The 20,519-nt window shown below is 68.9% G+C and carries 21 protein-coding genes and 1 pseudogene; 14 read left to right on the forward strand and 8 right to left on the reverse strand.

Annotation, left to right across the window (positions count from 1 at the left end; genetic code table 11):
* Nucleotides 1-7 precede the first annotated feature (7 nt).
* From JWP65_RS09110 to JWP65_RS09165, 12 genes and pseudogenes are all read left to right on the forward strand, one after another.
* Entirely contained in the window at nt 8-982 is a 975-nt protein-coding gene (locus JWP65_RS09110) for a tripartite tricarboxylate transporter substrate binding protein (RefSeq protein WP_299762948.1), read from the forward strand.
* Between the two features lie 26 nt (nt 983-1,008).
* Nucleotides 1,009-1,995, forward strand: a complete 987-nt coding sequence (locus tag JWP65_RS09115) for a tripartite tricarboxylate transporter substrate binding protein (protein ID WP_299762950.1) — start codon at nt 1,009-1,011, stop codon at nt 1,993-1,995.
* 3 nt (nt 1,996-1,998) lie between these two features.
* A complete protein-coding gene (locus JWP65_RS09120; protein ID WP_299762952.1) occupies nt 1,999-3,150 on the forward strand; it encodes a CaiB/BaiF CoA-transferase family protein in 1,152 nt (383 codons plus the stop codon).
* Nucleotides 3,151-3,259: 109 nt separating this feature from the next.
* Nucleotides 3,260-3,829, forward strand: a complete 570-nt coding sequence (locus JWP65_RS09125; protein ID WP_299762954.1) for a tripartite tricarboxylate transporter substrate binding protein — start codon at nt 3,260-3,262, stop codon at nt 3,827-3,829.
* Between the two features lie 2 nt (nt 3,830-3,831).
* Nucleotides 3,832-4,272, forward strand: a complete 441-nt coding sequence (locus JWP65_RS09130; protein WP_299762989.1) for a tripartite tricarboxylate transporter substrate-binding protein — start codon at nt 3,832-3,834, stop codon at nt 4,270-4,272.
* A gap of 121 nt (nt 4,273-4,393) precedes the next feature.
* Nucleotides 4,394-4,822 carry a hypothetical protein gene (locus tag JWP65_RS09135; RefSeq protein ID WP_299762956.1) on the forward strand — a complete coding sequence of 143 codons (429 nt, stop codon included), beginning with the start codon at nt 4,394-4,396 and terminating at the stop codon, nt 4,820-4,822.
* 63 nt (nt 4,823-4,885) lie between these two features.
* A complete protein-coding gene (locus tag JWP65_RS09140) occupies nt 4,886-5,503 on the forward strand; it encodes a hypothetical protein (protein ID WP_299762958.1) in 618 nt (205 codons plus the stop codon).
* Between the two features lie 133 nt (nt 5,504-5,636).
* Entirely contained in the window at nt 5,637-5,783 is a 147-nt protein-coding gene (locus JWP65_RS09145) for a hypothetical protein (RefSeq protein ID WP_299762960.1), read from the forward strand.
* A 652-nt stretch (nt 5,784-6,435) separates the two neighbouring features.
* A complete protein-coding gene (locus JWP65_RS09150) occupies nt 6,436-6,906 on the forward strand; it encodes a hypothetical protein (RefSeq protein ID WP_299762962.1) in 471 nt (156 codons plus the stop codon).
* 91 nt (nt 6,907-6,997) lie between these two features.
* Entirely contained in the window at nt 6,998-7,657 is a 660-nt protein-coding gene (locus tag JWP65_RS09155; RefSeq protein WP_299762963.1) for a CoA pyrophosphatase, read from the forward strand.
* A gap of 45 nt (nt 7,658-7,702) precedes the next feature.
* The gene (locus JWP65_RS09160; protein WP_299762965.1) at nt 7,703-8,443 is read left to right on the forward strand and encodes a transporter substrate-binding domain-containing protein; all 741 of its coding nucleotides are present in this window, start codon (nt 7,703-7,705) and stop codon (nt 8,441-8,443) included.
* A 135-nt stretch (nt 8,444-8,578) separates the two neighbouring features.
* Nucleotides 8,579-8,846, forward strand: a pseudogene (locus JWP65_RS09165) (acyl-CoA dehydrogenase family protein); the annotation flags it as partial.
* Between the two features lie 30 nt (nt 8,847-8,876).
* Here the strand turns inward: JWP65_RS09165 and JWP65_RS09170 are convergent.
* From JWP65_RS09170 to JWP65_RS09200, 7 genes are all read right to left on the reverse strand, one after another.
* Nucleotides 8,877-9,068, reverse strand: a complete 192-nt coding sequence (locus JWP65_RS09170; protein WP_299762967.1) for a hypothetical protein — start codon at nt 9,066-9,068, stop codon at nt 8,877-8,879.
* A 74-nt stretch (nt 9,069-9,142) separates the two neighbouring features.
* Complete coding sequence (locus JWP65_RS09175; protein ID WP_299762969.1) at nt 9,143-9,706, reverse strand: hypothetical protein; 564 nt, start codon at nt 9,704-9,706, stop codon at nt 9,143-9,145.
* 203 nt (nt 9,707-9,909) lie between these two features.
* On the reverse strand, nt 9,910-10,119 hold the full coding sequence (locus JWP65_RS09180) for a hypothetical protein (protein WP_299762971.1): 210 nt from the start codon (nt 10,117-10,119) through the stop codon (nt 9,910-9,912).
* 3 nt (nt 10,120-10,122) lie between these two features.
* Nucleotides 10,123-10,725, reverse strand: coding sequence for a hypothetical protein (locus JWP65_RS09185; protein WP_299762973.1), 603 nt, complete (start codon nt 10,723-10,725; stop codon nt 10,123-10,125).
* 96 nt (nt 10,726-10,821) lie between these two features.
* Nucleotides 10,822-12,819: a S9 family peptidase gene (locus tag JWP65_RS09190; RefSeq protein ID WP_299762974.1), complete on the reverse strand. Its 1,998-nt coding sequence runs from the start codon at nt 12,817-12,819 to the stop codon at nt 10,822-10,824.
* Nucleotides 12,820-12,913: 94 nt separating this feature from the next.
* Entirely contained in the window at nt 12,914-16,315 is a 3,402-nt protein-coding gene (locus JWP65_RS09195) for a CheR family methyltransferase (protein WP_299762976.1), read from the reverse strand.
* Nucleotides 16,316-16,339: 24 nt separating this feature from the next.
* Nucleotides 16,340-17,341, reverse strand: a complete 1,002-nt coding sequence (locus tag JWP65_RS09200; protein WP_299762978.1) for a chemotaxis protein CheB — start codon at nt 17,339-17,341, stop codon at nt 16,340-16,342.
* Nucleotides 17,342-17,440: 99 nt separating this feature from the next.
* On the opposite strand from JWP65_RS09200, the gene JWP65_RS09205 reads away from it, so the two are divergent.
* Nucleotides 17,441-17,785, forward strand: coding sequence for a hypothetical protein (locus JWP65_RS09205; RefSeq protein ID WP_299762980.1), 345 nt, complete (start codon nt 17,441-17,443; stop codon nt 17,783-17,785).
* A gap of 647 nt (nt 17,786-18,432) precedes the next feature.
* Here JWP65_RS09205 and JWP65_RS09210 read toward each other — a convergent pair.
* Nucleotides 18,433-18,882 carry a hypothetical protein gene (locus tag JWP65_RS09210; protein WP_299762982.1) on the reverse strand — a complete coding sequence of 150 codons (450 nt, stop codon included), beginning with the start codon at nt 18,880-18,882 and terminating at the stop codon, nt 18,433-18,435.
* 513 nt (nt 18,883-19,395) lie between these two features.
* On the opposite strand from JWP65_RS09210, the gene JWP65_RS09215 reads away from it, so the two are divergent.
* A partial coding sequence (locus JWP65_RS09215; protein ID WP_299762984.1) for a DNA polymerase occupies nt 19,396-20,519 on the forward strand: 1,124 nt, incomplete at its 3' end.

Consider the following 20,519-nt stretch of genomic DNA (forward strand, 5'->3'; position numbering starts at 1 on the left):
CTCTTTCATGAACCGCAACCGCTTCCTGCTTGCCGCCGCCGCAATCGCCGCCTGCGCCGTCCTCCCTGCCGGCAGCGCGCTGGCGCAGGACTTCCCCAGCCGGCCGATCCGGTTCATCGTGCCGTTCGCGCCGGGCAGCGGCACCGACACCTCGGCCCGCTACTTCGGCCGCAAGCTGACCGAGCTGACGGGCCAGCCGGTGGTGGTGGACAACAAGCCGGGCGCCAACGGCTTCATCGCGGTGCAGGCCGTGCTGGCCGCGCCGGCCGACGGCTATACCGTGTTCGTCGGCAGCAATTCGACGCTGGCCGTCAACGTGGCGCTGTTTCGCAAGCTGCCGTACAACCCGCAGGCCGACTTCGCGCCGCTGAGCATGATGATGCGCGCGCCCGTCGTCGTCGTGGTGCCGCCGCAGTCTCCGTTCAAGACGCTGCCCGACCTGATCGCCGCCGCCAAGGCCAGGCCCGGCAAGCTCAATCACGGCGGCGGCTCGGCCGGCTACCAGCTGATGAACGAGTCGCTGAACGAGCGCGCCGGGCTGGACATCGTGAACGTGCCGTTCAAGGGCGCCTCCGACGCGTTGGCCGCCGTCGCCTCCGGCACGGTGGACCTCGCCTTCGCCGACATCACCGCTTCCACCGAGCTGGTCAAGGCCGGCAAGATCCGCGCGCTGGCCGTCGCTTCCAGCCGCCGCGCCGCGGCCTTGCCCGATGTGCCGCACATGGGTGAAGCCGGGTTGCCTGGCTACGGCGCCTACGTCTGGGTCGGCGCCATGGTGCCGGCCAAGACGCCAAAGGCCGAAACCGACAAGCTGGCCACCCTGCTGGGACAGATCGAGCGCCTGCCCGAGACCAAGGCTTTCTACGAGAAGCTCGGCGCCGAAACCATGAACGGCGGCGCCGAGGAAATGCGCAAGTTCCAGGCCGAGGAGATCGAGCTGTGGAAACGCATCGCCGTCAAGGCGAAGGTGCAGCAGGAATGAACGACAACCACCAGCAGGAGACAAGCATGCAAGCCACACAATTGACTCGCCGGCTGGCCTTCGCGGCCGTGGCCGCCACCTTCGGCGTTGCCGCCGCACCCGTCTTGGCGCAGGCCGCGTGGCCGACCAAGCCGATCACCATGGTCGTGCCGTTCCCGCCGGGCGGGCCGACCGATCTGGTGGCGCGCGTGCTGGCCCAAAAGCTGGGCGAGCAACTCGGCCAGAACGTGCTCGTCGACAACAAGGGCGGCGCCAACGGCAACATCGGCGCGATGGCCGTGGCGCGCGCGCCGGCCGACGGCTACACCATCCTGTACAACACCTCGTCGATCACGCTCAGCCCCGCGCTGTACAAGAGTCTTTCGTACAGCGTGGAGAAGGACTTCGCGCCGGTGGCCCTGACGGCCGTGGTGCCGCTGGCGCTGGTGGTGCATCCCGGCATTCCGGCCAACACCGTCAAGGAGTTCGTCGCCTACGCCAAGGCGAACCCGGGCAAGCTGACCTACGGCTCCGCCGGCAACGGCAACGTGACCCACCTGGGGGCCTTCCAGTTCGCGCAGGCCAACGGCATCGAGGCCGTGCACGCGCCGTTCAAGGGCAGCGCGCCGGCCGACGTGGCGCTGGTCGCCGGCGACATCCAGTTCATGACCGACACCATCAATTCGGTGATGGGCTTCGTCAAGGACAAGCGCCTGAAGCTGCTGGCGGTGACCAGTTCCAGACGCATGTCGCTGTTCCCCGACGTGCCGACGCTGGCCGAGTCCGGCATGCCCGGCTTCGAGGTCGGCGCCTGGCAGGGCGTGATGGTGCCGGCGGCCACGCCCAAGCCCATCGTGGAGCGGCTCAGCGCCGAGATCAACAAGGCGCTGCAAAGCGCCCACGTGCGCGCCAGCCTGGCGGTCCAGGGCGCCGAGCCGCTGGGCTCCACGCCGGCCGAATACGGCGCCTACGTGAAGAAGGAACTGGCTCGCTGGGCGCAGGTGGTCAAGGCCTCCGGCGTCACGATCGAATAAGCCGTGCTGCCGTTGCAAGGCATCCGCGTCATCGACCTGAGCGCGGTGGTGCTCGGCCCTTACGCCAGCCAGAACCTGGCCGACTACGGCGCCGACGTGATCAAGGTGGAGCCGCCGGAAGGCGACTCCACACGCCACACCGGGCCGAGCACGGAAGTCGGCATGGGCGCGATCTTCCTGGGCGTGAACCGGGGCAAGCGCAGCATCGTGCTGGACTTGAAGCGCCCCGCGGCGCGCGAGGCATTGCTCCGGCTGGTCGACACCGCCGACGTGCTGATGCACAGCATCCGGCCGCAAAAGCTGGCCGCCATCGGGCTGGACCCGCAGGCGCTGATGGCGCGCAACCCGCGGCTGGTCTACGTCGGTCTGCACGGCTTCGGCGAAGCCGGCCCGTACCGCGGCCGACCGGCCTACGACGACATCATCCAGGGCATGTCAGGCAGCGCCGCCTTGATGGAGCGCCAGACCGGCCAGCCCCAGTACTTCCCGACGATTGCTGCCGACAAGACCTGCGGCCTGGTCGCCACCCACGCCATCCTGGCGGCGTTGTTCGCGCGCGAACGCACGGGGCAGGGCAGCTATGTCGAAGTGCCGATGTTCGAAACCATGGCGGCCTTCAACCTGGTGGAGCACTGGTACGGCCACCACTTCGATCCGCCGCAGGCCGGCTGCGGCTATCCGCGCCTGTTCGCGCCGCACCGCAAGCCGTATCGCACCACCGACGGCTTCCTGTGCGTGATGCCGTACACCGACGCCCACTGGCGGCGCTTCTTCACCGAGGCCGGACGCGCCGATGCCGCCGCGGACGCGCGCTTTGCCAGCATGGCTGAACGCACGCACAACATCGACGCGCTGTACCGGCTGGCCGCGGAGATCCTCGCCACGCGCAGCACCGCCGACTGGGTCCAGACCTGCGAGCGGCTGGAGATCCCGGCCGCGCGCGTGAATCGGCTGGAAGACCTGGAGCAGGACCCGCACCTGCAAGCCACCGGGTTCTTTCGCACCATCGAAGACCCGGCGATGGGGACACTGCGCTTTCCCGGCCCGCCGATGCGGATCGACCGCCAGCCGCTGCCGGTGCGCATGGCGCCGCGGCTGGGGGAACACACAGCCGAACTGCTGCGCGAAATCGGCGCCGTCCAGGAGACACCATGAACAGCTACGGGCTACCGCGTGCAGGAGATCGCCTTGGACGATCCGGACCACGCCAATTCGCCGGTGGTCGCGTTCCTGCTGCAGCCGGTCTGACCCAAGGAGAACCGCCGTGCGATCGAATCTTTCCCGCTGGGCCGGCGCCTGGCTCGCGGCGTCCTTGCTGGTTTCAGTCGCCGCACAAGCCCAGGCCCCGGCCGCCTGGCCCGCCAAGCCGATCCGCTTGCTGGTCGGCTCGCCGCCCGGCGGCCCCTCCGACATCGTCACCCGGCTGTTCGGCGAGCACCTGGCGCAGCGGCTGAAGCAATCGGTGGTGGTGGAGAACCGCCCCGGCGTCGGCAACAGCCTGGCGGCCGGCGTGGTGGCCAAGGCGGAGCCTGACGGCTACACGCTCGTGATCAGCCCGGACACCGTGGTCACCACCAATCCGCTGGTCTACAAGCAGCTGAACTTCGATGCCCGCACGGAGCTGGTCAACGTCAGCGTGCTGGCCAGCTTCACCCAGATGCTGGTATGCGGCAGCGGGCGCAACATCACCAGCGTGGCGGAACTGGTTGCGCGCGCAAAGTCAGGCCAGCTCACCTACGCCTCCGGCGGGGCGGCGGTGCCAGGCCACCTGGCGGCCGAGATGTTCCTGCAAAGCTCGAGGAGGAGGAGAGAGGAGGAGGAGGAAGGGGTGTGAAGATGGTGCACGTGCCGTACCGCGGCCCGGCCCCAGCGACGCTGGGCGTGCTGGCGGGCGATGCCGACTGCGGCTTCCTGGCCACGCCCACGGTGCTGCCGCACGTCAAGGCCGGCAAGCTGACGGCGCTGGCGGTGTCGTCGGTGCAGCCGTCGCCGCTGGCGCCGCAAGTGCCGACGCTGGCCACGGCCCTGGGCCAGCCGACCCTGGACATCAGCTTCAAGCTGGTGCTGCAGGCGCCCAAGCGCACGCCGGCGCCGATCGTGGCCGAACTCGAGCGCGCGGCCCGCGAGATCATGCGCAAGCCCGAAGTGCGCGCGCGGCTGCAAGCCGCCGACCTGGTCGCCATCGGCAGCAGCCACGCCGATGTCCAAGCCGCGATGAAAGCCGAGACGGCGCGTTGGGAGCCGCTGGTCAGGCGGCTAGCCATCAAGCTGGAGTGAAGCGGGTTACGCCGCTTCCCTAGACGGCTACGCCAATCACCTAAGAACCGGCGTGAGGTAGGAACACTCCTACAGGGTTGCTGCGGCCCTCCGGCTGCCCGGAGTCTGCCCTTTGCGCCAAGTGTCTCGTTGCTTCCCGTTCCGCTTTCGCTGCGCCGCCAGCCGCAAGGTGGCCAGCGCATTGCGCAGCGGCACGCCGGATGGCGCCGGCCCGGCGCCGACGCAAGTGGTCGAGCGGGTCAGCACGGCGGCCAAGGGTTACCACGTTGCCGCCTATGCCTGCGAGACGCACCTGGGCAGCGGCCGCTACAGCGCCTTCTACAAAGTCTGCGACGGCGCGCCGGGGGACTACTGGGCCGCCCACTGCCTGCTCAAGGGCGTGACGCACGGCGCCCATTCCAGCGCCACGGCGGCCCTGGTGGCGGCCGACGGCCTGGCCCACCTGGCCATCGGCAACCTGCCCAGCCTGGAGCGGCTGCGCGACTGGGACCCGGTTCGCCTGTTCCGCCTGTCGGGCCTCGACCAGTGGCCCCGGCCGCTGCCGGCCTGACGCCACCGCTTTTCGCCCGCCGGCGGCGCTTGCCGGCTGCACGCCGCAGAAAGCAGAAACAACATGCATCCGTTCCAATCGCCCTTGATGAAGTCGCTGTCCGAACACCTGCTGCGGCATGCGCCGGTCAGCATCTGGCGCAAGGTGTTCCTCAACGGCGAGTCGGGGATCCGGTTCGAGCGGCGCGTGCAGACGCTGCTGCACGCGAGGGCACTCGGCCCAGGCTGGGAGCTGGCGGAAGTCGAGCTGCTGGCCGGCCGCTTCGAAGGCCGGGCCGAGGTGTTCGGCAAGGGCGAGGCGCTGCTGAGCTTTGACCATCCGCTCAACGCGTTGCGCGCCGCGCTGCTGATGCAACGGGTGGGCGCCGACACCGGGGCGCGGGGCGGCCTGGCGACCGGGCAGTGCAACATCGCCCACTTCCAGCTTGACGGAAAGGCCTGCCAGGTGGCGCTGCCGCCCGAGGCCTCGCGCGCCGAAGAGCGCGCGCTGCGGGCGCCTCCCGGTACCATCGTGATCGGGGCCGACACCTGCGAACTGGTGGCGCCGTTCCTGGCCGACGAAGTGCGGGACGGCCTGATCACCACCGAGTGCGAAGGCGAGCGCGTGACGCAGGTGTGCATCACCCTGGCACCCCATGCCAGCGCCGACCTGAGCACCTTCGCCGGCATCGGCATGACCTGACCCGCGCCCCGGCGCAGGCGCTGTGCGCCCGGCTGAATGCCGCTGCGCCTGGGGCCACCGGCTTGCGGCGCGAACTGCGGGCCCAGCCGTTCGGCTGCGGCGGCGCCACGGGGTTGGCGACGCCGCCGTTCTTTTGCGACACGGCAGCAACATTCACCTGGGCCAGCAGGCGTTCATCAACTTCAGCTGCGTGGTGCTCGAGGTCTGCCCGGTGACCATCGGTGCCTTCGGCCTGTTCGGGCCGGCCGTGCAGATCTACACGCCGGCGACGGCGCGGTGATCGGGCCGGCAGCGTGGTCACCCGCGAGGTGCCGGCCGGCGTGTTCGCGGCCGGCGCTCCGTGCCGGGTGCTGCGCCCGGTTGACGGCGCCACGATGGCGGCAAGGTGACCGCGCCAAAGCACATCGTCGACAAGGCGACCAAGCCGGCGACGCTCTACGAGCGCATCCACCAAGTGCGGATGGCTTCGAGCTGCTCAAGCGCGATGCCGAGATCGCCATGCACGAGGGCGAGCTGGCGGGGGCAACCCGCAGGCGCTGCGGGCCGCGCACGACGCCCAGTGCGCCACGCCCGACGAGGAGTTCCCCTTCCTCGGCACCTGCAACGTCGGCGGGGAGTTCATCGCTTCCGACAAGGTCGAGCGCATCAAGAAGATCGCCGAGCGGACCTGGACCCGCACCCTCTGCAACCGGATCGGCATCAGCTACGCCGAGAAAAGGCGCCCGCAAGACGCGCCGGCAACAGATTGCCGAGCGGCCGCTGCCGGTGGAGGAAAGCTGCTGGAAGACCGCTACGACCACATCAGCCCGCGCCAGGGCCTGCGGTTGTCGGCGCCCGGCAGTCTGCTGGCGGCGATCCACGCAGCGGGTCCAGGCCGCTTGCGTGGTTGCCGCGCAGGCGGGAATCCAGGGCGCCCTGGTCCCCCCGCGCGTATGCTCGACGTCATGCGCTGCAAGTTCCTCGCCGCCATCCCCAAGCTCGCGTTCCTGGACGTCGAGCGCAGCCGGCCGGTGTTCGAGGCGCCCGGCCTGAGCCGCCGCGCTGCCTGTGCGGACATGCGGCCCGCGCTGCGCCGAACCCTCGCTTGTGTCCTGGCGCTTGCCGGGGTCGGCACCGGGCTCGGCGCCGCGGCGCCACCAGCCGCCGCTGCTCCCGCCTTCGACGTGGCCTACCGGGCCTGGGAGGTCGTGACCGGGATCGCGTGGCACGCCCGCGAGCCGGCGCTTGCGGGCGACTGCGGCAAGACGTTCCAGGCGGTCGCCGTGCCGGCCCTGCGGCGCCAGTCGAAGGCACAGCAGGATGCGGCCGCGGTGGCTTGCCACCAGCGGGCCCGGGCGCTCTGCGCGAGCCGCAGCCCGGCGCCAACGCCAGACATCGCCAGGAAATGCGAGGAATTCAGGTAGCGCAAGGGCGATCGCCTGGATCGGCGCGTGCGCGGGGATGACGGCGCGAGCCGGTTGTCTCCGATCGGTGCCCGCCTGCCAGAATGCACCGATGCAACTCAACGCCACATTGCGAGACCAGGTGCGCCAGCGGCTCGCCGCTTTTTCCGTGCGCCGCATCGCCGTGGGCACGCAGCGCGCGGCGGCCGTGGCGCTGGCGCTGGTCGAGGAAGGCGGCGGCGCCGGGGTGGCGGGCGTTCCCGCGCCGGCATCCTGGAGCATCGCCGCCGCCGTGTTGCTGACGCGACGGGCCGCCGCCTTGTCCAGCCACGGCGGCCAGTGGGCGCTGCCGGGTGGCCGCATCGATCCGGGCGAGACGCCGCAAGAGGCCGCGCTGCGCGAGATGCACGAAGAGGTCGGGCTGGCGTTGAGCCCGGCCGACGTGCTCGGCACGCTGGACGACTACGCCAGCCGCTCCGGCTACGTCATCACGCCGGTGATCGTCTGGGCCGGCAAGGCGGACGCGCTACAACCGAACCCGGATGAAGTCGCCAGCGTGCACCGCATCCCCGTGCCGGAGTTCCTGCGACCCGACGCGCCGCTGCTGGAGCCGTCCGAAGACGCGGGGCGCGAGATCCTGCGCATGCCGGTGGGCAACCACTGGATCGCCGCGCCGACGGCGGCCATCCTGTACCAGTTCAGCGAGGTCTGCATCCGGGGCCGGCCGACCCGCGTGGCGCATTACGACCAGCCCATGTTCGCGCGGCGCTAGGCGTCGGGCATGATGGCGCTGCCGCAACCCAGAGGAGCCAGCCGCATGACCTGCCCCGCCGACATCGTCCAGGCCTTCGCCCCCACCGGCACGCTGCGCGCATCGATCAACACCGGCAACCCGATCCTGGCCGCCCCGGACGCCGGGCCCGGACTGGCCAAGGGCGTGTCGGTCGATCTCGCCCGCGGTTTTGCGCAAAGGCTGGGCGTGGCGCTGGAGCTGGTGGTGTTCGACTCGGCAGGCAAGTCCGTCGACGCCGTCACCCGGGAACAGGCCGACATCGGCTTCTTCGCGATCGATCCCAAGCGCGGCGAGGGCATTCATTTCACGGATGCGTACGTCCTCATCGAGGGCTGCTACGCCGTGAAGCAAGACTCGCCGCTGGCCGCCACGGATGAAGTCGACCGGGCGGGCACGACGGTGGTGGTCGGCCACGGCAGTGCCTACGACCTGTTCCTCACGCGTGAACTCAAGGCGGCGACCATCGAGCGCGCGCCGAGTTCGCCGGCGGTTGTCGACCACTTCCTGCGGCACGGCGCCGATGTGGCCGCCGGCGTCAGGCAGCAGCTGCAAGCCGATGCGCAGCGGCTGGGCGGCCTGCGTCTCCTGCCCGGCCGCTTCATGCAGATCCGCCAGGCGATGGGCTGCCCGCGCAGCCGCGGCGAGGCGGCGGCCACCGCGCTGGCCGCGTATGTCGAAGAGATGAAGCGCAGCGGCTTCGTCGCCCAAGCGCTGCGGCGGCATGGCGTCGACGGCGCCGCGGTGGCGCCGCCGGCGGGTCCCTAGGACAATTCCCAGGCGCCTCGGGCTCCGGCACCCCCGGATCGGAAGCTGCCCGCGCGCGATCTCGTCCCGCGCCGATGGCTGCGGCGGGCCGCGCCTGGGATAGTCACGCCCAGGCGTGAGCTGCATGCTGGCCGACTGATCCAACTGCAGCAATGCGAGCTCATGATTGACTGGTGCGCCGGCGTGCTGGACGGCGGATCGCGGCCAGCACCGAAAGCTCGATGGCCAAGGTGGCGGTCTCGCAAGCGCTGTTCCGCATCGCCGACTGCTGCGTGCAGGTGATGGGTGGCCTGGGGGTGGCGCGCGATTCGACCGTGGAGCAGATGTTCCGTGAGACCGCGCCTTTCGCATCTACGACGGCCCGACCGAAGTGCACCAGTGGTCGCTGGCCCGCAAGATCAGGCCCGACGCGCTGGCGGCAGGCGCTGAGGTTCTAGCCGCTGACGATGTTGACCAGCGGCCAGATCACCATGCCAACGAAGGCGGCGGAGCCGGCCAGCAGCACCATGACCGCGACGCAGCGCTGAAGGGCCGAGCCGCCGCTCGCGTGCGGCGGGTGGGCGCTGAAGCCGGCGCGTCCGCGGCTGTTCTCGAAATCGCTGGTCTGGTGCAAGGACGGTGTCACGACAGGTCTGAATGTGGGCCGGAGCGGCGCTCCGGAAACGCCGCGAAGGATACACGAAGCGGTCGGCGTCATTTTCACTGCGGCGCGAAGTCCCCCACCCGCTCGAGCCGGCCGCTCGCGTCGTTCAGCCGGTACCGGCCCGGCCGCGCCGCCAGCTTGCCGCGGCAGCCGGGGCAGGGGTCGTCGATGCGGATGCCGCCGGCGACGTTGACGCACGAGACTTCGTCGGCCAGCGTGGCCAGGGCCACGGAGCCGCACTTGTCGCAGGTGACGGCCAGCGTGGCGCCGCCCGCGGGCCGGTTCGCGTCGCCGGCCGTGGGCAGGCCTTGCAGGACGGTGTCGTAGTCGCCGCCGCCGTCGCCGCGCGGCGTGCCGACCGGGCGCATGCTGCTCGCCATCCGGCCGACGAAGGCCTCGGCCTTGTCCAGGCCGAAGCGCCGCGACGGGGTGCCGAGCCAGTAGCTGCTGCCCGATTCGGTCAACGCCATGGGAATCCGGGACTCGCCCACGCGCCGCACCTGGACCACGCACGAGGTGATGATCGTCTCCCCGTCGGTGTGGCCGGGACGGTTGTAGACGTTGCCCAGGATGCGCTCCTCGCCGGTGACGCACCAATCGCGAATCTCCTGCTCTTCCATGGGCCCCTCCTGGGGCTGGACATTAGCAGCATTCGAGCGGGTCGTCAGCCGGCCTGGAAGCCGGCGTGCCGGATCTGGTTCTGGCGCCGCCGCCAGAGCAGCCGGCGCTAGCGCACCGGAAAGCCCCGGGCCGACCGGCCGCGCCAGGCGCGGACGCCGCAAACCGCGCGCCTGGATGGCGGCCGCGATGGGGGGACGCTCGGTCATGGCGCCCCCGCTGCTTCGTCGTACGCCGCCACGGTCCACTGGAACAAGCCGGGCATTCCCGCCAGGCGCTCGTCATGGTGTCCCAGGCAGAAATGCACGGTCCAGGGCGGCCCGCCCCCCCTGACCTCGACCAGCGCGGGCACCCCGCCGATCCACTCGTGGTACCAGTAAAAGCCTTGCTGCGTGAGCTCCGCGGACAGCAGCATCGCTTACGCCCCGGCACCCCTGCCGCTGGCGCCGGGCGCGGAGTGGGGCTCGAAGTCGCCGACCCGCTCCAGGACCTCCGTCGCGGCGTTCAGCAGGTACTTGCCGGGTTGCGCCGCCAGCCTGCCGCCGCATTCGAGGCAGGGATCGTCGATGCGGATGCCGCCGGCGGCGTTGACGCTGCGCACTTCCTGCGCCAGGGTGGCGACGGCAATCGCGCCGCAGCTGTCGCAGGTCACCGCGAGGGTGGGCGCGGGCACCGACCGAACCACGGCTGATGGCACCCTGGCCGCCGGAGCGCGGTGCACGCTGCTCGCCTTGGCGGCGTCAAGGCGCGCAGCGTCGGCCGGGCGCGCGCTGCTCGACAACCGGGCCACGAAGGCCTGGGCCCGGTGCATGCCGAAGCGCGCTGCCGGTTGGCCCAGCAAGTAGGCATTGCCCGACCCGGTGAGTGCCAGCGGGCTGCCCGCCTCACCCACGAACCGCACCCGCACGACCGGCCCGGTGATGACGGTCTGCCCTTGCGGATGCTCGGGGCGGCTGTGCAACGTGCCGACAATGCGGTCGTCGCCGGCGACACTCCAGTTGCGAATCTCCTGCTCGTCCATGCGCTCCTCCTGGAGCGACATTAGTCGGTTTGCCTAGGCAATCGGCCTGGCTGTCAGCCAAGCCAAAGAAGCACCTCGGTGGTAGGTTGAAAGTATTCAAGTCGACTGCGCGGTGGCGGTGTCGTCCTCCTGGCGCAGCGGCTGTGGCTCGCGGTCGATGTGGGCCACCAGCCAGTCGACGATCCGCGTGGCTGCATCTTCCCGGACCGACGGGGCGCCTTCACCCAGGAAGTGATGGTCCTGCTCCGGGTAGAGCACGAGCTCGGTCGGCGTGTCGCCCGCGCGCATCAGGCTGACGAACAGTTCTTCGGACTGGCATTTGGGACAACGCTCGTCGTCCGCGCCTTGCATGAAGAGCGTCGGCGTGGTGGCCTTTTCCACGCAGTGCAGCGGCGACAGCTGGCGCGCCAGCTCGCGCTGGAAGCGATCCCTGGTGCCCATGTAGTACGGATCGGCGTAATAGCCGCCGTCCGACGTGCCGTAGTGGGTCTCGATGTTGCCCACCGGCGCCATCACCACGGCGGCCCGGAACTGCGCACAGTGGCCGATGCTCCAGGCGCTGAGGTAGCCGCCGTAAGACTTGCCGGCCACCGCGATGCGTTCGTCGCAGATGCCCTCCTTTTTCAACTGCCGGATGGCCGACAGGTGCTGCGGCAGGTCGTACTCGCCCCAGTGCCCGGACAGGCGATCGCAGAACTCGCGCCCGTAGCTGGCGGAGCCGACCGCGTTGAGCGCCAGCACGGCCCATCCCTTGGAGCACAGCACCTGCCAGAACACGTTGGTGTCGAAGTCCAGCAGCGCATACGCGGCAGGGCCGCCATGCACGTCGTTGAGCAACGGCATCGGGCCGACGGCGCCCTCGGCGCGCAGCAGCCAGCCTTCGATCGTTTCCGTGCCCCCCTTGCCATCCGGCACCTCGAACTGCCAGCTCTCGGCCAGGATGGAGGTGCGGTCCTTCCACCAGGGATTGAAGTCGCTGACCTGACGCTCCACGCCGCCGTCGCAGTCGCACAGGTGGACTTCGCTGGGCAACGAAGGATGGTCGACCGCATAGGCCAGCAGGCCGCCGCCGGCCGAGAAGGCGGAGAACTGGCGGTCGCCGGCGCACAGGACCTTGGCATCGCCGCCGTCCACCGGCACCCGCGCGACCTGGTGCCGGCCGCGCGACTGCAGGGTGCACAGCAGGTGCCGGCCGTCTTCCCCCCAGCGCACCGACAGCGGGTCGGACACCTGCAGGTTCTCGTCGCCCAGGCGCCGGCTGCGGCCACCGGCCACGTCCAGGACATGCAGGCCGGTCTGCGCATCGCCCTCTTCGCCGGTGGCGCAGAAGGCCACGCGGCCGCCGTCGGGCGACCAGGCCGGGCTCATCACGGTGGCGAAATCGCGCGTGCACTGGCGCGCCCCGCTGCCGTCCACACCGGCCAGCCACAGGTCGCAGCGGTGGCCGAAACGGCCGCTGCGCGTGCGGGTGTAGGCCAGCTCGCGGCCATCAGGGGAGATGTCGAACGCCAGGACATCGAACGCTCCGTCGGTCAGCTGGCGCTGCTCGCCGGACCCAAGCTCCAGCAGGAACAAGTGGATTTCTCGCTTCAGCGTGTAGCCCACTCCGTCGCTCTTGTACGGCAGCTTCCAGGCCACCTGGGGCTGCACGCCAGCCGTTTTCGGCTTGCGGCCGGCCGGCCGCGCCCCCCGCCAGTCCGGGTCGACGCTGACCGCGCAGGCGACCACCAGCGAGCGGCCATCGGGCATCCAGCGCAGGTCGGACACCGCGCCCTCGAAACCGCCGACCTGGCGCGCTTCGCCGCCGGCCAGGGGCAGCACGTAAACCTGGTTGGTGCCGCCGCGGTTCGAGATGAATGCCAGTTGCGTGCTGTCCGGGGACCAACGCGGGGCATTCTCGGTGCCGGTGCCGAAGGTCAGTTGTCGCGCCGGATCGCCGCTGGGCGAAACCGCCCAGATGTTGGAGATGGCGTCATCTTCCTGGCGCCGGATCGACCGCACGGCAGCCGCGATCCACGAGCCGTCGGGAGCGCAAGCCACCTCGGTGACCTTGCGATGAAGATAGAGGTCTTGCGGGGTGAAGGGGTTGGTCATGCACCAATGGTGCCCGCGGCTTTGCTCACGTCGTGTAGGAGGAGTCTGCGGGCGTGGTCGGACGGCCACGGACACCGGGCCAGGGGCCGCGGGATCACTCCGGTTCCGGCCTGGAGTCGCTCAGGTCCCGCAGGATCTTCACGTAGCCCACGGCCTGATGGTCGTGGTTGCGCATCAGCATCATGGTTCCCGTGCCCCGGAACCGGCTGCCGTCCTTGCGCAGGTGCATGCGTTCGTCGGAGGCGCGGCCCTTGCGTCTTGCGGTGCGGCCTTCTTTTTCCGGGGCGCCGGCGGCGCGGTCCTCCGGGGTGAAGATCACGTCTGCGGACTGGCCCAGGATCTCCGCCTCGCAATAGCCCAGCAGCCGTTCGGCGCCGATGTTCCAGGTGCTTACCCGGCGGTCCAGGTCGGTCGAGAAGATTGCGTAGTCGAGCGCATTCTCGACCACCATCCGCAGCCGCTCTTCACTTTGGCGCAGCGCCTCGCTCGCGGCCCGCTGCGCCGAGATGTCACGGGCCGTCGCGGTGCCGGCGATCACCCGGCCCTCGTTGTCGCGCACGGGGGAGACATTCAGCGCCACCGGCACCTCGCTGCCATCCTTGCGCCGCCGCACCGTCTCGTAATTCTCCCGGCTGCGGCCGTTTGCCATGTCTGAAATGATGTCGGCCTGGTCAGCCATCCGCCTGGGCGCCAGCATCGACATGGGCTGTCCGATCGCTTCGTCCGGCGTGTAGCCATACAGCTTGCGAGCGCCATTGTTCCAGCTCAGGATGGTCTGGTCCAGGGAAAAGCTGATGATCGCGTCGCTGGTGGAATCCACCACCGCGGACAGCCACTGCCGCATCTCCTCGGCTTGCTTGCGCTCGCTGATGTCGATGAAGGTGAACACCACGCCGCCGATGCGATCGGCCATGGTGCGGTAGGGCATGAGGCGTGCCAGGTACCAGCCGCCATCGGGCCGGCCGACCTCGCGTTCCACCGGGACCAGCCGCTCCAGCACGCGGGCCGCGTCGGCCCCCAGCTGCGGGTAGTCCAGCCGGGAGCCCAGGTCAGTCAGCGGCCGGCCCACGTCGCTGGGAATCAGGTTGAACAGGGCCACGGCGGCCGGCGTGTAGCGCATGATCCGCATGTCCCGGTCGACGAACACGGTGGCGATGCTGGTGGCGTCCATCAGGTTGTGCAAGTCGCTGTTGGCATGGCTGAGCTGGGCCACGTTGCTTTTCAGCTCGCTGTTGACCGTGGTCAGTTCCTCGTTGATCGACTGCAGCTCCTCGCGACTGGTCTCCAGCTCCTCGGTGGCGGCGCGAAGTTCCTCGTTCATGGCCTGCAGTTCCTCGTTGCTCGCCTTGAGTTCTTCGGTCGAGGCTTCGAACTGCTCGACCGTCTCGCGCAGCTGCATCTTCAGCCGCTCGATTTCGGCGTCCAGGCGCCGCGCCATCGGGTCGGCCTCGGGCCGGTCCGTGCGGCGCTCGCCGGTGTCCCCGCCTTGTTGCAGCTCGAACAGCACCAGGAACATGGACTCGCCGATCTGGTGCGCCGGCACCACGCGCAGCGTGGCGACGACGGTGCCACCGGCCATTGGCATGCTCATGGGCGGCAGCTTGACTTCGGTGCCGTCCCGGGCCTGGTACAGGGCGGCGCGCAGCTCGATGCGCAACTGCGGCTGCAGCGCGCGCAACAGGTTCCGGCTGGGCTCGCCGCCGGCCATCTGCAGGAAGCGGCCGGCGCTGGGCGACAGGTGCACGATGTCATGGTCGCCGTTGACAAGCACCGACGGCGGAGCCAGCCGCTCCAGCAACTGCAGGTGCATGTCGGCCCATGAAGCATGACCGGCAGCATCGCCTGGTCGCGCCACCACCGGCGGCGCCGGGCCCAGGCCCGGTGCAGGGTCCATGGCGTAGGCGCTGATGACGGGGCTGCGGGGTGAAGCCAGCTGCGCGTCGGGCGCGCGCCGCGCGGCTGCGCCGTCAGGCAGCGGTCGCGCCGGGCGCCGCGCCGGCCGCTGTGCGTAGATCCGATGGTTCTTGTCCACCAGCGCGAACAGCGGGTTGCCCTCGTCCACCGATTCCGATGCGCCCAGGAAAAGCTTGCCCCGCGGCACCAGGGCGAAATGCACGGTCTCGAGGATCCGCGCTTGGGCGTCACGGGTCAGGTAGATCAGCAGGTTGCGGCAGCTGACGAGGTCCAGCCGCGAGAACGGCGAATCGCGCAGCACGTCATGGACCGCGAACAGCACCATTTCGCGCAACTCGCGTCGCACCCGGTAGCCGGCATGCTCCTTGACAAAGAAGCGGCGCAGCCGGTCCTCGCTGACGTCGGCGGCGATGGTCGCCGGATACAGGCCTTCGCGCGCGACCTGCACGGCGTGCTCGTCGAGGTCGGTGGCGAACACCTGCAGCATCGGGGGCGCCTCCAGCTCCCGCGCGTGCTCGGCGAGCAGCATTGCGATGCTGTAGGCCTCCTCGCCGGTGGCGCAGGCCATGGTCCAGACGCGGATGGCGTCGTTGGGTCCCTTGCCCTCGAACAGGGCCGGCAGCAGATGCAGCAGCGCCGTGAAGCATTCGGCGTCGCGAAAGAAGTTGGTGACGCTGATCAGCAGATCCTGCAGCAGCGCGACGCACTCGCCCGGCCGGGTCCGCAGCACCGTCAGATAGCCCTGCAGGTTGTCCACGCCGTTGACCTGCATGCGCCGGCCGATGCGGCGCAGCACCGTGGCACGCTTGTATTGCGAGAAGTCGCGATTGGTGCGGGTGCGCAGGAAGCTCAGCACGTCACGCAGGCGATCTTCGTCGGTGGCGCTTTGCGCGGCGGCCTCGGTCACCGGCTCCTCGGGCGGCAGCGCCACGTCATGCTCCAGCCGGAAGTAGGACAACAGGCGGGCCGGCATTTCCTGCACCGGCAACACCCAGTCGACCATGCCGGTGGAAATGGCGCAGCGCGGCATGCTTGCGTGCATCGCCTGGTCCGGATCCTGCGCCACCGTCAGGCCGCCGCGCTCCTTGACGCGCTTGATGCCGATGGCGCCGTCGCCATCCATGCCGGACAGCACGACGGCCGCCGCATGCGCGCCGTGGCTGTCGGCGAGCGTGCGGAAGAACACGTCGACCACCACGTGGTGCAGCCGTCCATCCGGAAGGTCGCCCAGCCGCAGGCGGCCGTCCTCGGACTGCAGCGTCTTGCCGGGCGGTATGACGTAGACGGTGTCTTCCTCCACCTTGAGGCTGCCGGCCACCTTGATGACCCGCATGCGCGTGCTGCGCTGGATCACGTCCGTGAGGATGCTGTCGTGGTCGCTGGCCAGGTGGATCACCACCACGAAGGCCAGGCCGGATCGCGGCGGCATGGTGGCGAAAAATGACTGCAGGGCCTCGATGCTGCCGGCGGAGCCGCCCAGGCCGACGACCGGAATCTTGCGGTAGCCGTGGCTGGGGACGATGTTGTCGATGACGTCTGCCAGGTCCTGTTCGACGCCGTCCGGCCGGAGTTCAGCGGTCATTCGGTCCCCCTCGGTGGAGAAACATTATGCGGGGCGCTGGCCCCCGGGAACGCTGCCCCTGGCGATGGCTTCGAGCGCGCGGATCTGCTCGCGCAGGCTGTCTGCCTGTGCCTCGCCCGCCGTCCACTGGCTCTGGTCGCCAAGGCCGCGGGCGACCCCGGCGCTGCGGCGCAGCAGCATCTCGCGCTCCCTCAGTATCCGGATGCTGCCCCACAAGGCGCTGTCGGCAGCGTCTGCCTGCAGGCTGATCAGCGTGCGGACGGAGAACGCATGGCCGGTGTGGCAGCGGTACCGCAGCGGCTTGCCTTCCTTGACTTCGGACAGCGTGCCGCCACAGTCCGGGCAGGTCAGGCAGGAGGGGATGGTGATGGCTGCCAGGTTGTCGAGAGTGGCCGCGTCCCGGTTGATTGCCACCTCGCGCGCCAGCCGCTCGGGCGCTGGCGGCAGCGGTTGCGGCCGGGCCCGCACCAGCCGCGCCAGCAGCGGGGCAATGTGGGCCAGGGGCACGCAATGGTCGACTTCGCAGGCCGCCAGCGCGCTGTAAGGCATCTCCGGCTCCACGGCTTCGGCCGGGTCCTGCACGACGGCGATGCCGCCGCAATCCTTGACCGCCGCCAGGCCGGCACTGCCGTCGTCGAGCTGGCCGGTCAGCACCACGCCGATCAGATTGGGACCCCAGGACAGCGCGGCGCTGCGGAACAGCGGGTCGATCGCCGGCCGGGCGTGGTTTTCCTTCGCGCCGTGCACCACGCGCAGGCGGTCACCTTCCAGCAGCAAGTGCCGGTCAGGCGGGGCGATGTAGAGCGTGCCTGCCGCGATGCGCTGACCGTCCTGGGCATGGACGGCGTTGTTTGGGCGGCGATAGCGCAGCAGTTCCGGCAACAGGCTGGGGTGGGCGCCGACGTGTTGCACGACGCAGATCGGCGCGGGAAAGGAGGGCGGCAGCGCGCTCGTGATTTCCAGGAGCGCGCCGACGCCGCCGGTGGAGGCACCGATGACGACCACGTGGTTGAAAGAAGGATCCATCGACGAATTCTGAGCAGCCAAAGCACTTCCGTGCGTCGGACCCGGCCGCTTTTTTCTGCGGCATGCGCCACCGTGAACTGGAGCAGGTAAAGTCAACCCATGTCCGCATCTCAGGGCTCGGCCCTCAACGCCGTCGCTTTCCAGCTGGCCGCCACGCTGGAGTCGTACGAGGAGGACGTCGGCCGGCTGATGCGCTCGCCGCTGGAGCCCGACCTGTACCGGCGCGTCAGCCGGCACGTCGACCTGATGCGCATGTACGCGGCCTCTTTTCCTTCGCTGTCGGTCGCCTGGATCGAGGTGCTGATCCGCCATTTCGAACTGACCCACGGCCTGTGGCGCGAGCAGAGCGGGCAGCCGGCTGAGCTCGAAGCACGGCTGCTGCACCTGCGCGCGGCGATCGCCCGGCTGCGCATGCTCTGCCTGCGTGTGGTGGCGTCGTCCTGATCTTGGGAGTCGACGGCGCCATCGAGCGCGTCAGGTGGTGGTCGGCCGGAAACGAGCAAGGGTCAGCCGGCTTGACCGGCTGACCCTTGTCTAAAGTGGTGGGTCCTGACAGATTCGAACTGTCGACCTACGGATTAGAGTCCCTTGTCCCGCTTATTCATCCTTCCCGCAAGATCAACGATTTACTTATGGGGTCGCCGGCTCGGGAGCCTGACGGATGGCTGCGGCACAGTGGTCCGTAGCCCAGTTGTAGGCGATGTCCTCGGCGGGGGCTGCATCCCTGGCCTCCACCTTTTCCGCTTCACACAGCCCCGCCGCATACTCCATGGCTGCTTTCCATGTGGCAAGCTGGATGGCGCGCATCTCGGCCGCGATGTCGGCGCCAGTGCGGGCTTCAAGCCACGCTTCCGGGTCTTCGGCCAGCCCTGGACCGCCTTGAGTTCATCGTCCCGGACCCGCCGCTTGCGCCCGTTGTTCTTGACCGAGAGGTGCTTCACGCCCAGCGGGGGCAGGTTGACACATGCACTAGGGCTGCTGCATCCCCACGAGTCACCCCAGCCGCCTTGATGGCGTCCTTGACTTGGTCGGGGGTAGGTGGCTGCAGTTCCATGACCCGAATACCATCCCACTTATTCAACGATTGCAAGTCACGGCCGCACGTTGTGCATCTGTTTGAGCATCGAGCGCATGTCAGCCGCCACGTTACCGAGCCAGCTGTCAGCGTAAGCTTGGATGTTCCCCTTGGGATTCTTTACTGCGTACTCCCCGACCACCGTAAAGTAAGCCTGTTCGCAGCGCCAGAGGGCGGCCGTAACAGCGCCGTTGACGCCTGCTTCGTTGAGGGGGAACGACGTTGGTGTGCTGTCTGCTAGACACTCCATGTAGGCCTGCTGTGCTTTCGTTGACTGCTGTGCTTTCGTTGACTGCTGTGCGTGGGTCGAGACGCCCAGCAGCGCCACGCATATGCCCATGATGATCTTCTTCATGTCGCCATCGTAGCGTCCTTGATGAGTCTTGAAGGGGAAAAAAACAGGTGCCCACTGCCAGGGCCCCGACATGAGCACCAGCAGGCCCAGCATGGCCAGCAAGCCCAGCATGGCCCCCACTAGCCCACCTTGCGGACTGCTAATCCGTTGTCCATACCTTACGAATCAAGCACTTAGCTCAGTGTGGTGCCAGCTGGTGCCCCTGGTGGTGCCGTGTGGTGGCCCTGGAGGGCAGTCCTTGCGGGTGCCTGCGGCGGCCAGATCGAGGCCCCCACGGGGGGAAATCCGGGCTGGGCGATGATCCGATACCCTCTCAGATGCTTGAGGAAAACATCGGGGACCCCACTCGGCTCCCTCAAGACCATCGTCTAAACCGACACCCTTGCCCCCAAGGGAATCTTAAAGATGAACCTATGGGGTTCTCCTACTAGTACTACTACTTCTATCATCTACAAGGGAACCTTAGAGAGAACCTTGTGGTTCACCTTGTAGGTGCTCCTGTAGGTGCCCCTAGCGGGTGCCTTGGATTGATGGTCTATTTTGATGGTCATACCACGGAGTGGCCCTTGCAACGGCACCCACTGTGGAGCCTACACGCGCCACTGGTCCTGCATCCGCGACACCGTGGTGCTTGCCCGCCTCCACTGGGCTGACATCTTCGACCACGACAAGACCCTGGTGAAGAACGGCAAGATGCTCTCGATCTGCATGGGCCGGCATTCCCTCGAAGCCTGGGGCTACCGCCTTGGGGACTACAAGGGGGACTTCGCCGGCCCATGGACGGCAGCGGAGGCCATCGAGAAGGCCCGCACCGAGGGCTCCACGCTGACCGACGACAGGCTCGTTGCGGCGTGGCTCGACACGATGGAGCAGTACTGTATCCAGGACGTCGAGGTCACCCACGACCTGTACTCCCGCATCTTGGGCGAGCAGTGGGACGAGCGCTGCGTCGTGCTGGAGACCCAGGTGGCCCACATCGTGGCCCGCCAGGAGAGCTACGGGTTCCTCTTCGACAACGCCAAGGCGGGCAAGCTGTACGCAAAGCTGGTGCAGCGCCGGGTCGAGCTAGAGCGGCAGCTGCAGGAGGTCTTCAAGCCCCTGTACAGGCCTGACGGCAAGGTCTTCTCACCAGCCCGCGACAGCAAGCAGCACGGCTACACCGAGGGCGCCCCAATGACGAAGGTCAAGCTGGTCACCTTCAACCCAGGCAGCCGCGACCACATCGCGCACTGGCTGAAGCTGATGCGCGGCTGGGAGCCCACCGAGTTCACCAACGACGGCAAGCCGAAGGTCGACGAGACCGTCATCAGCAAACTTCAGTACCCCGAGGCGGAGCCCCTGAAGGAGTACCTGATGGTGGGCAAGCGCATCGGGCAGTTGGCTGAAGGTGACGAGTCGTGGCTGAAGCACATCAAGGCCGATGGCCGCATCCACGGAGGCGTGAACACGATTGGCGCGGTGACTGGCCGCATGACCCACTCGCGCCCCAACATGGCCCAAGTGCCCGCCTCGTACAGCCCTTATGGCCACGAGTGCCGGGAGCTGTTCACGGTGCCCCCAGGCAAGAAGCTGGTGGGTGCTGATGCTGACCCGCACGTCGTCATCCCACTGGACCACCTTCACGTCAGCCAAGACGGCCCCCTTGCGGATGAACACCACCCGGTTCTTCTCGGCGGACATCTGGGCGACCCTCTTGCTGATCTTGGAGGCCAACGCTGGGTTCGCCTTCGGCTCAGGCACCTGGGAGC

Origin of the sequence: Ramlibacter sp. (genome assembly GCF_028292805.1) — a bacterium.
Classification (GTDB): Bacteria; Pseudomonadota; Gammaproteobacteria; order Burkholderiales; family Burkholderiaceae_C; genus Ramlibacter.

What these genes read in the sequence shown, in the direction of transcription:
- JWP65_RS09110 (WP_299762948.1), top strand. Translation starts at nt 8, where the DNA reads ATGAACCGCAACCGCTTCCTGCTTGCCGCCGCCGCAATCGCCGCCTGC.
- JWP65_RS09115 (WP_299762950.1), top strand. Translation starts at nt 1,009, where the DNA reads ATGCAAGCCACACAATTGACTCGCCGGCTGGCCTTCGCGGCCGTGGCC.
- JWP65_RS09130 (WP_299762989.1), top strand. Translation starts at nt 3,832, where the DNA reads ATGGTGCACGTGCCGTACCGCGGCCCGGCCCCAGCGACGCTGGGCGTG.
- JWP65_RS09140 (WP_299762958.1), top strand. Translation starts at nt 4,886, where the DNA reads ATGCATCCGTTCCAATCGCCCTTGATGAAGTCGCTGTCCGAACACCTG.
- JWP65_RS09150 (WP_299762962.1), top strand. Translation starts at nt 6,436, where the DNA reads ATGCTCGACGTCATGCGCTGCAAGTTCCTCGCCGCCATCCCCAAGCTC.
- JWP65_RS09155 (WP_299762963.1), top strand. Translation starts at nt 6,998, where the DNA reads ATGCAACTCAACGCCACATTGCGAGACCAGGTGCGCCAGCGGCTCGCC.
- JWP65_RS09160 (WP_299762965.1), top strand. Translation starts at nt 7,703, where the DNA reads ATGACCTGCCCCGCCGACATCGTCCAGGCCTTCGCCCCCACCGGCACG.
- JWP65_RS09175 (WP_299762969.1), bottom strand. Translation starts at nt 9,706, where the DNA reads ATGGAAGAGCAGGAGATTCGCGATTGGTGCGTCACCGGCGAGGAGCGC.
- JWP65_RS09180 (WP_299762971.1), bottom strand. Translation starts at nt 10,119, where the DNA reads ATGCTGCTGTCCGCGGAGCTCACGCAGCAAGGCTTTTACTGGTACCAC.
- JWP65_RS09185 (WP_299762973.1), bottom strand. Translation starts at nt 10,725, where the DNA reads ATGGACGAGCAGGAGATTCGCAACTGGAGTGTCGCCGGCGACGACCGC.
- JWP65_RS09190 (WP_299762974.1), bottom strand. Translation starts at nt 12,819, where the DNA reads ATGACCAACCCCTTCACCCCGCAAGACCTCTATCTTCATCGCAAGGTC.
- JWP65_RS09195 (WP_299762976.1), bottom strand. Translation starts at nt 16,315, where the DNA reads ATGACCGCTGAACTCCGGCCGGACGGCGTCGAACAGGACCTGGCAGAC.
- JWP65_RS09200 (WP_299762978.1), bottom strand. Translation starts at nt 17,341, where the DNA reads ATGGATCCTTCTTTCAACCACGTGGTCGTCATCGGTGCCTCCACCGGC.
- JWP65_RS09205 (WP_299762980.1), top strand. Translation starts at nt 17,441, where the DNA reads ATGTCCGCATCTCAGGGCTCGGCCCTCAACGCCGTCGCTTTCCAGCTG.
- JWP65_RS09210 (WP_299762982.1), bottom strand. Translation starts at nt 18,882, where the DNA reads ATGCTGGGCTTGCTGGCCATGCTGGGCCTGCTGGTGCTCATGTCGGGG.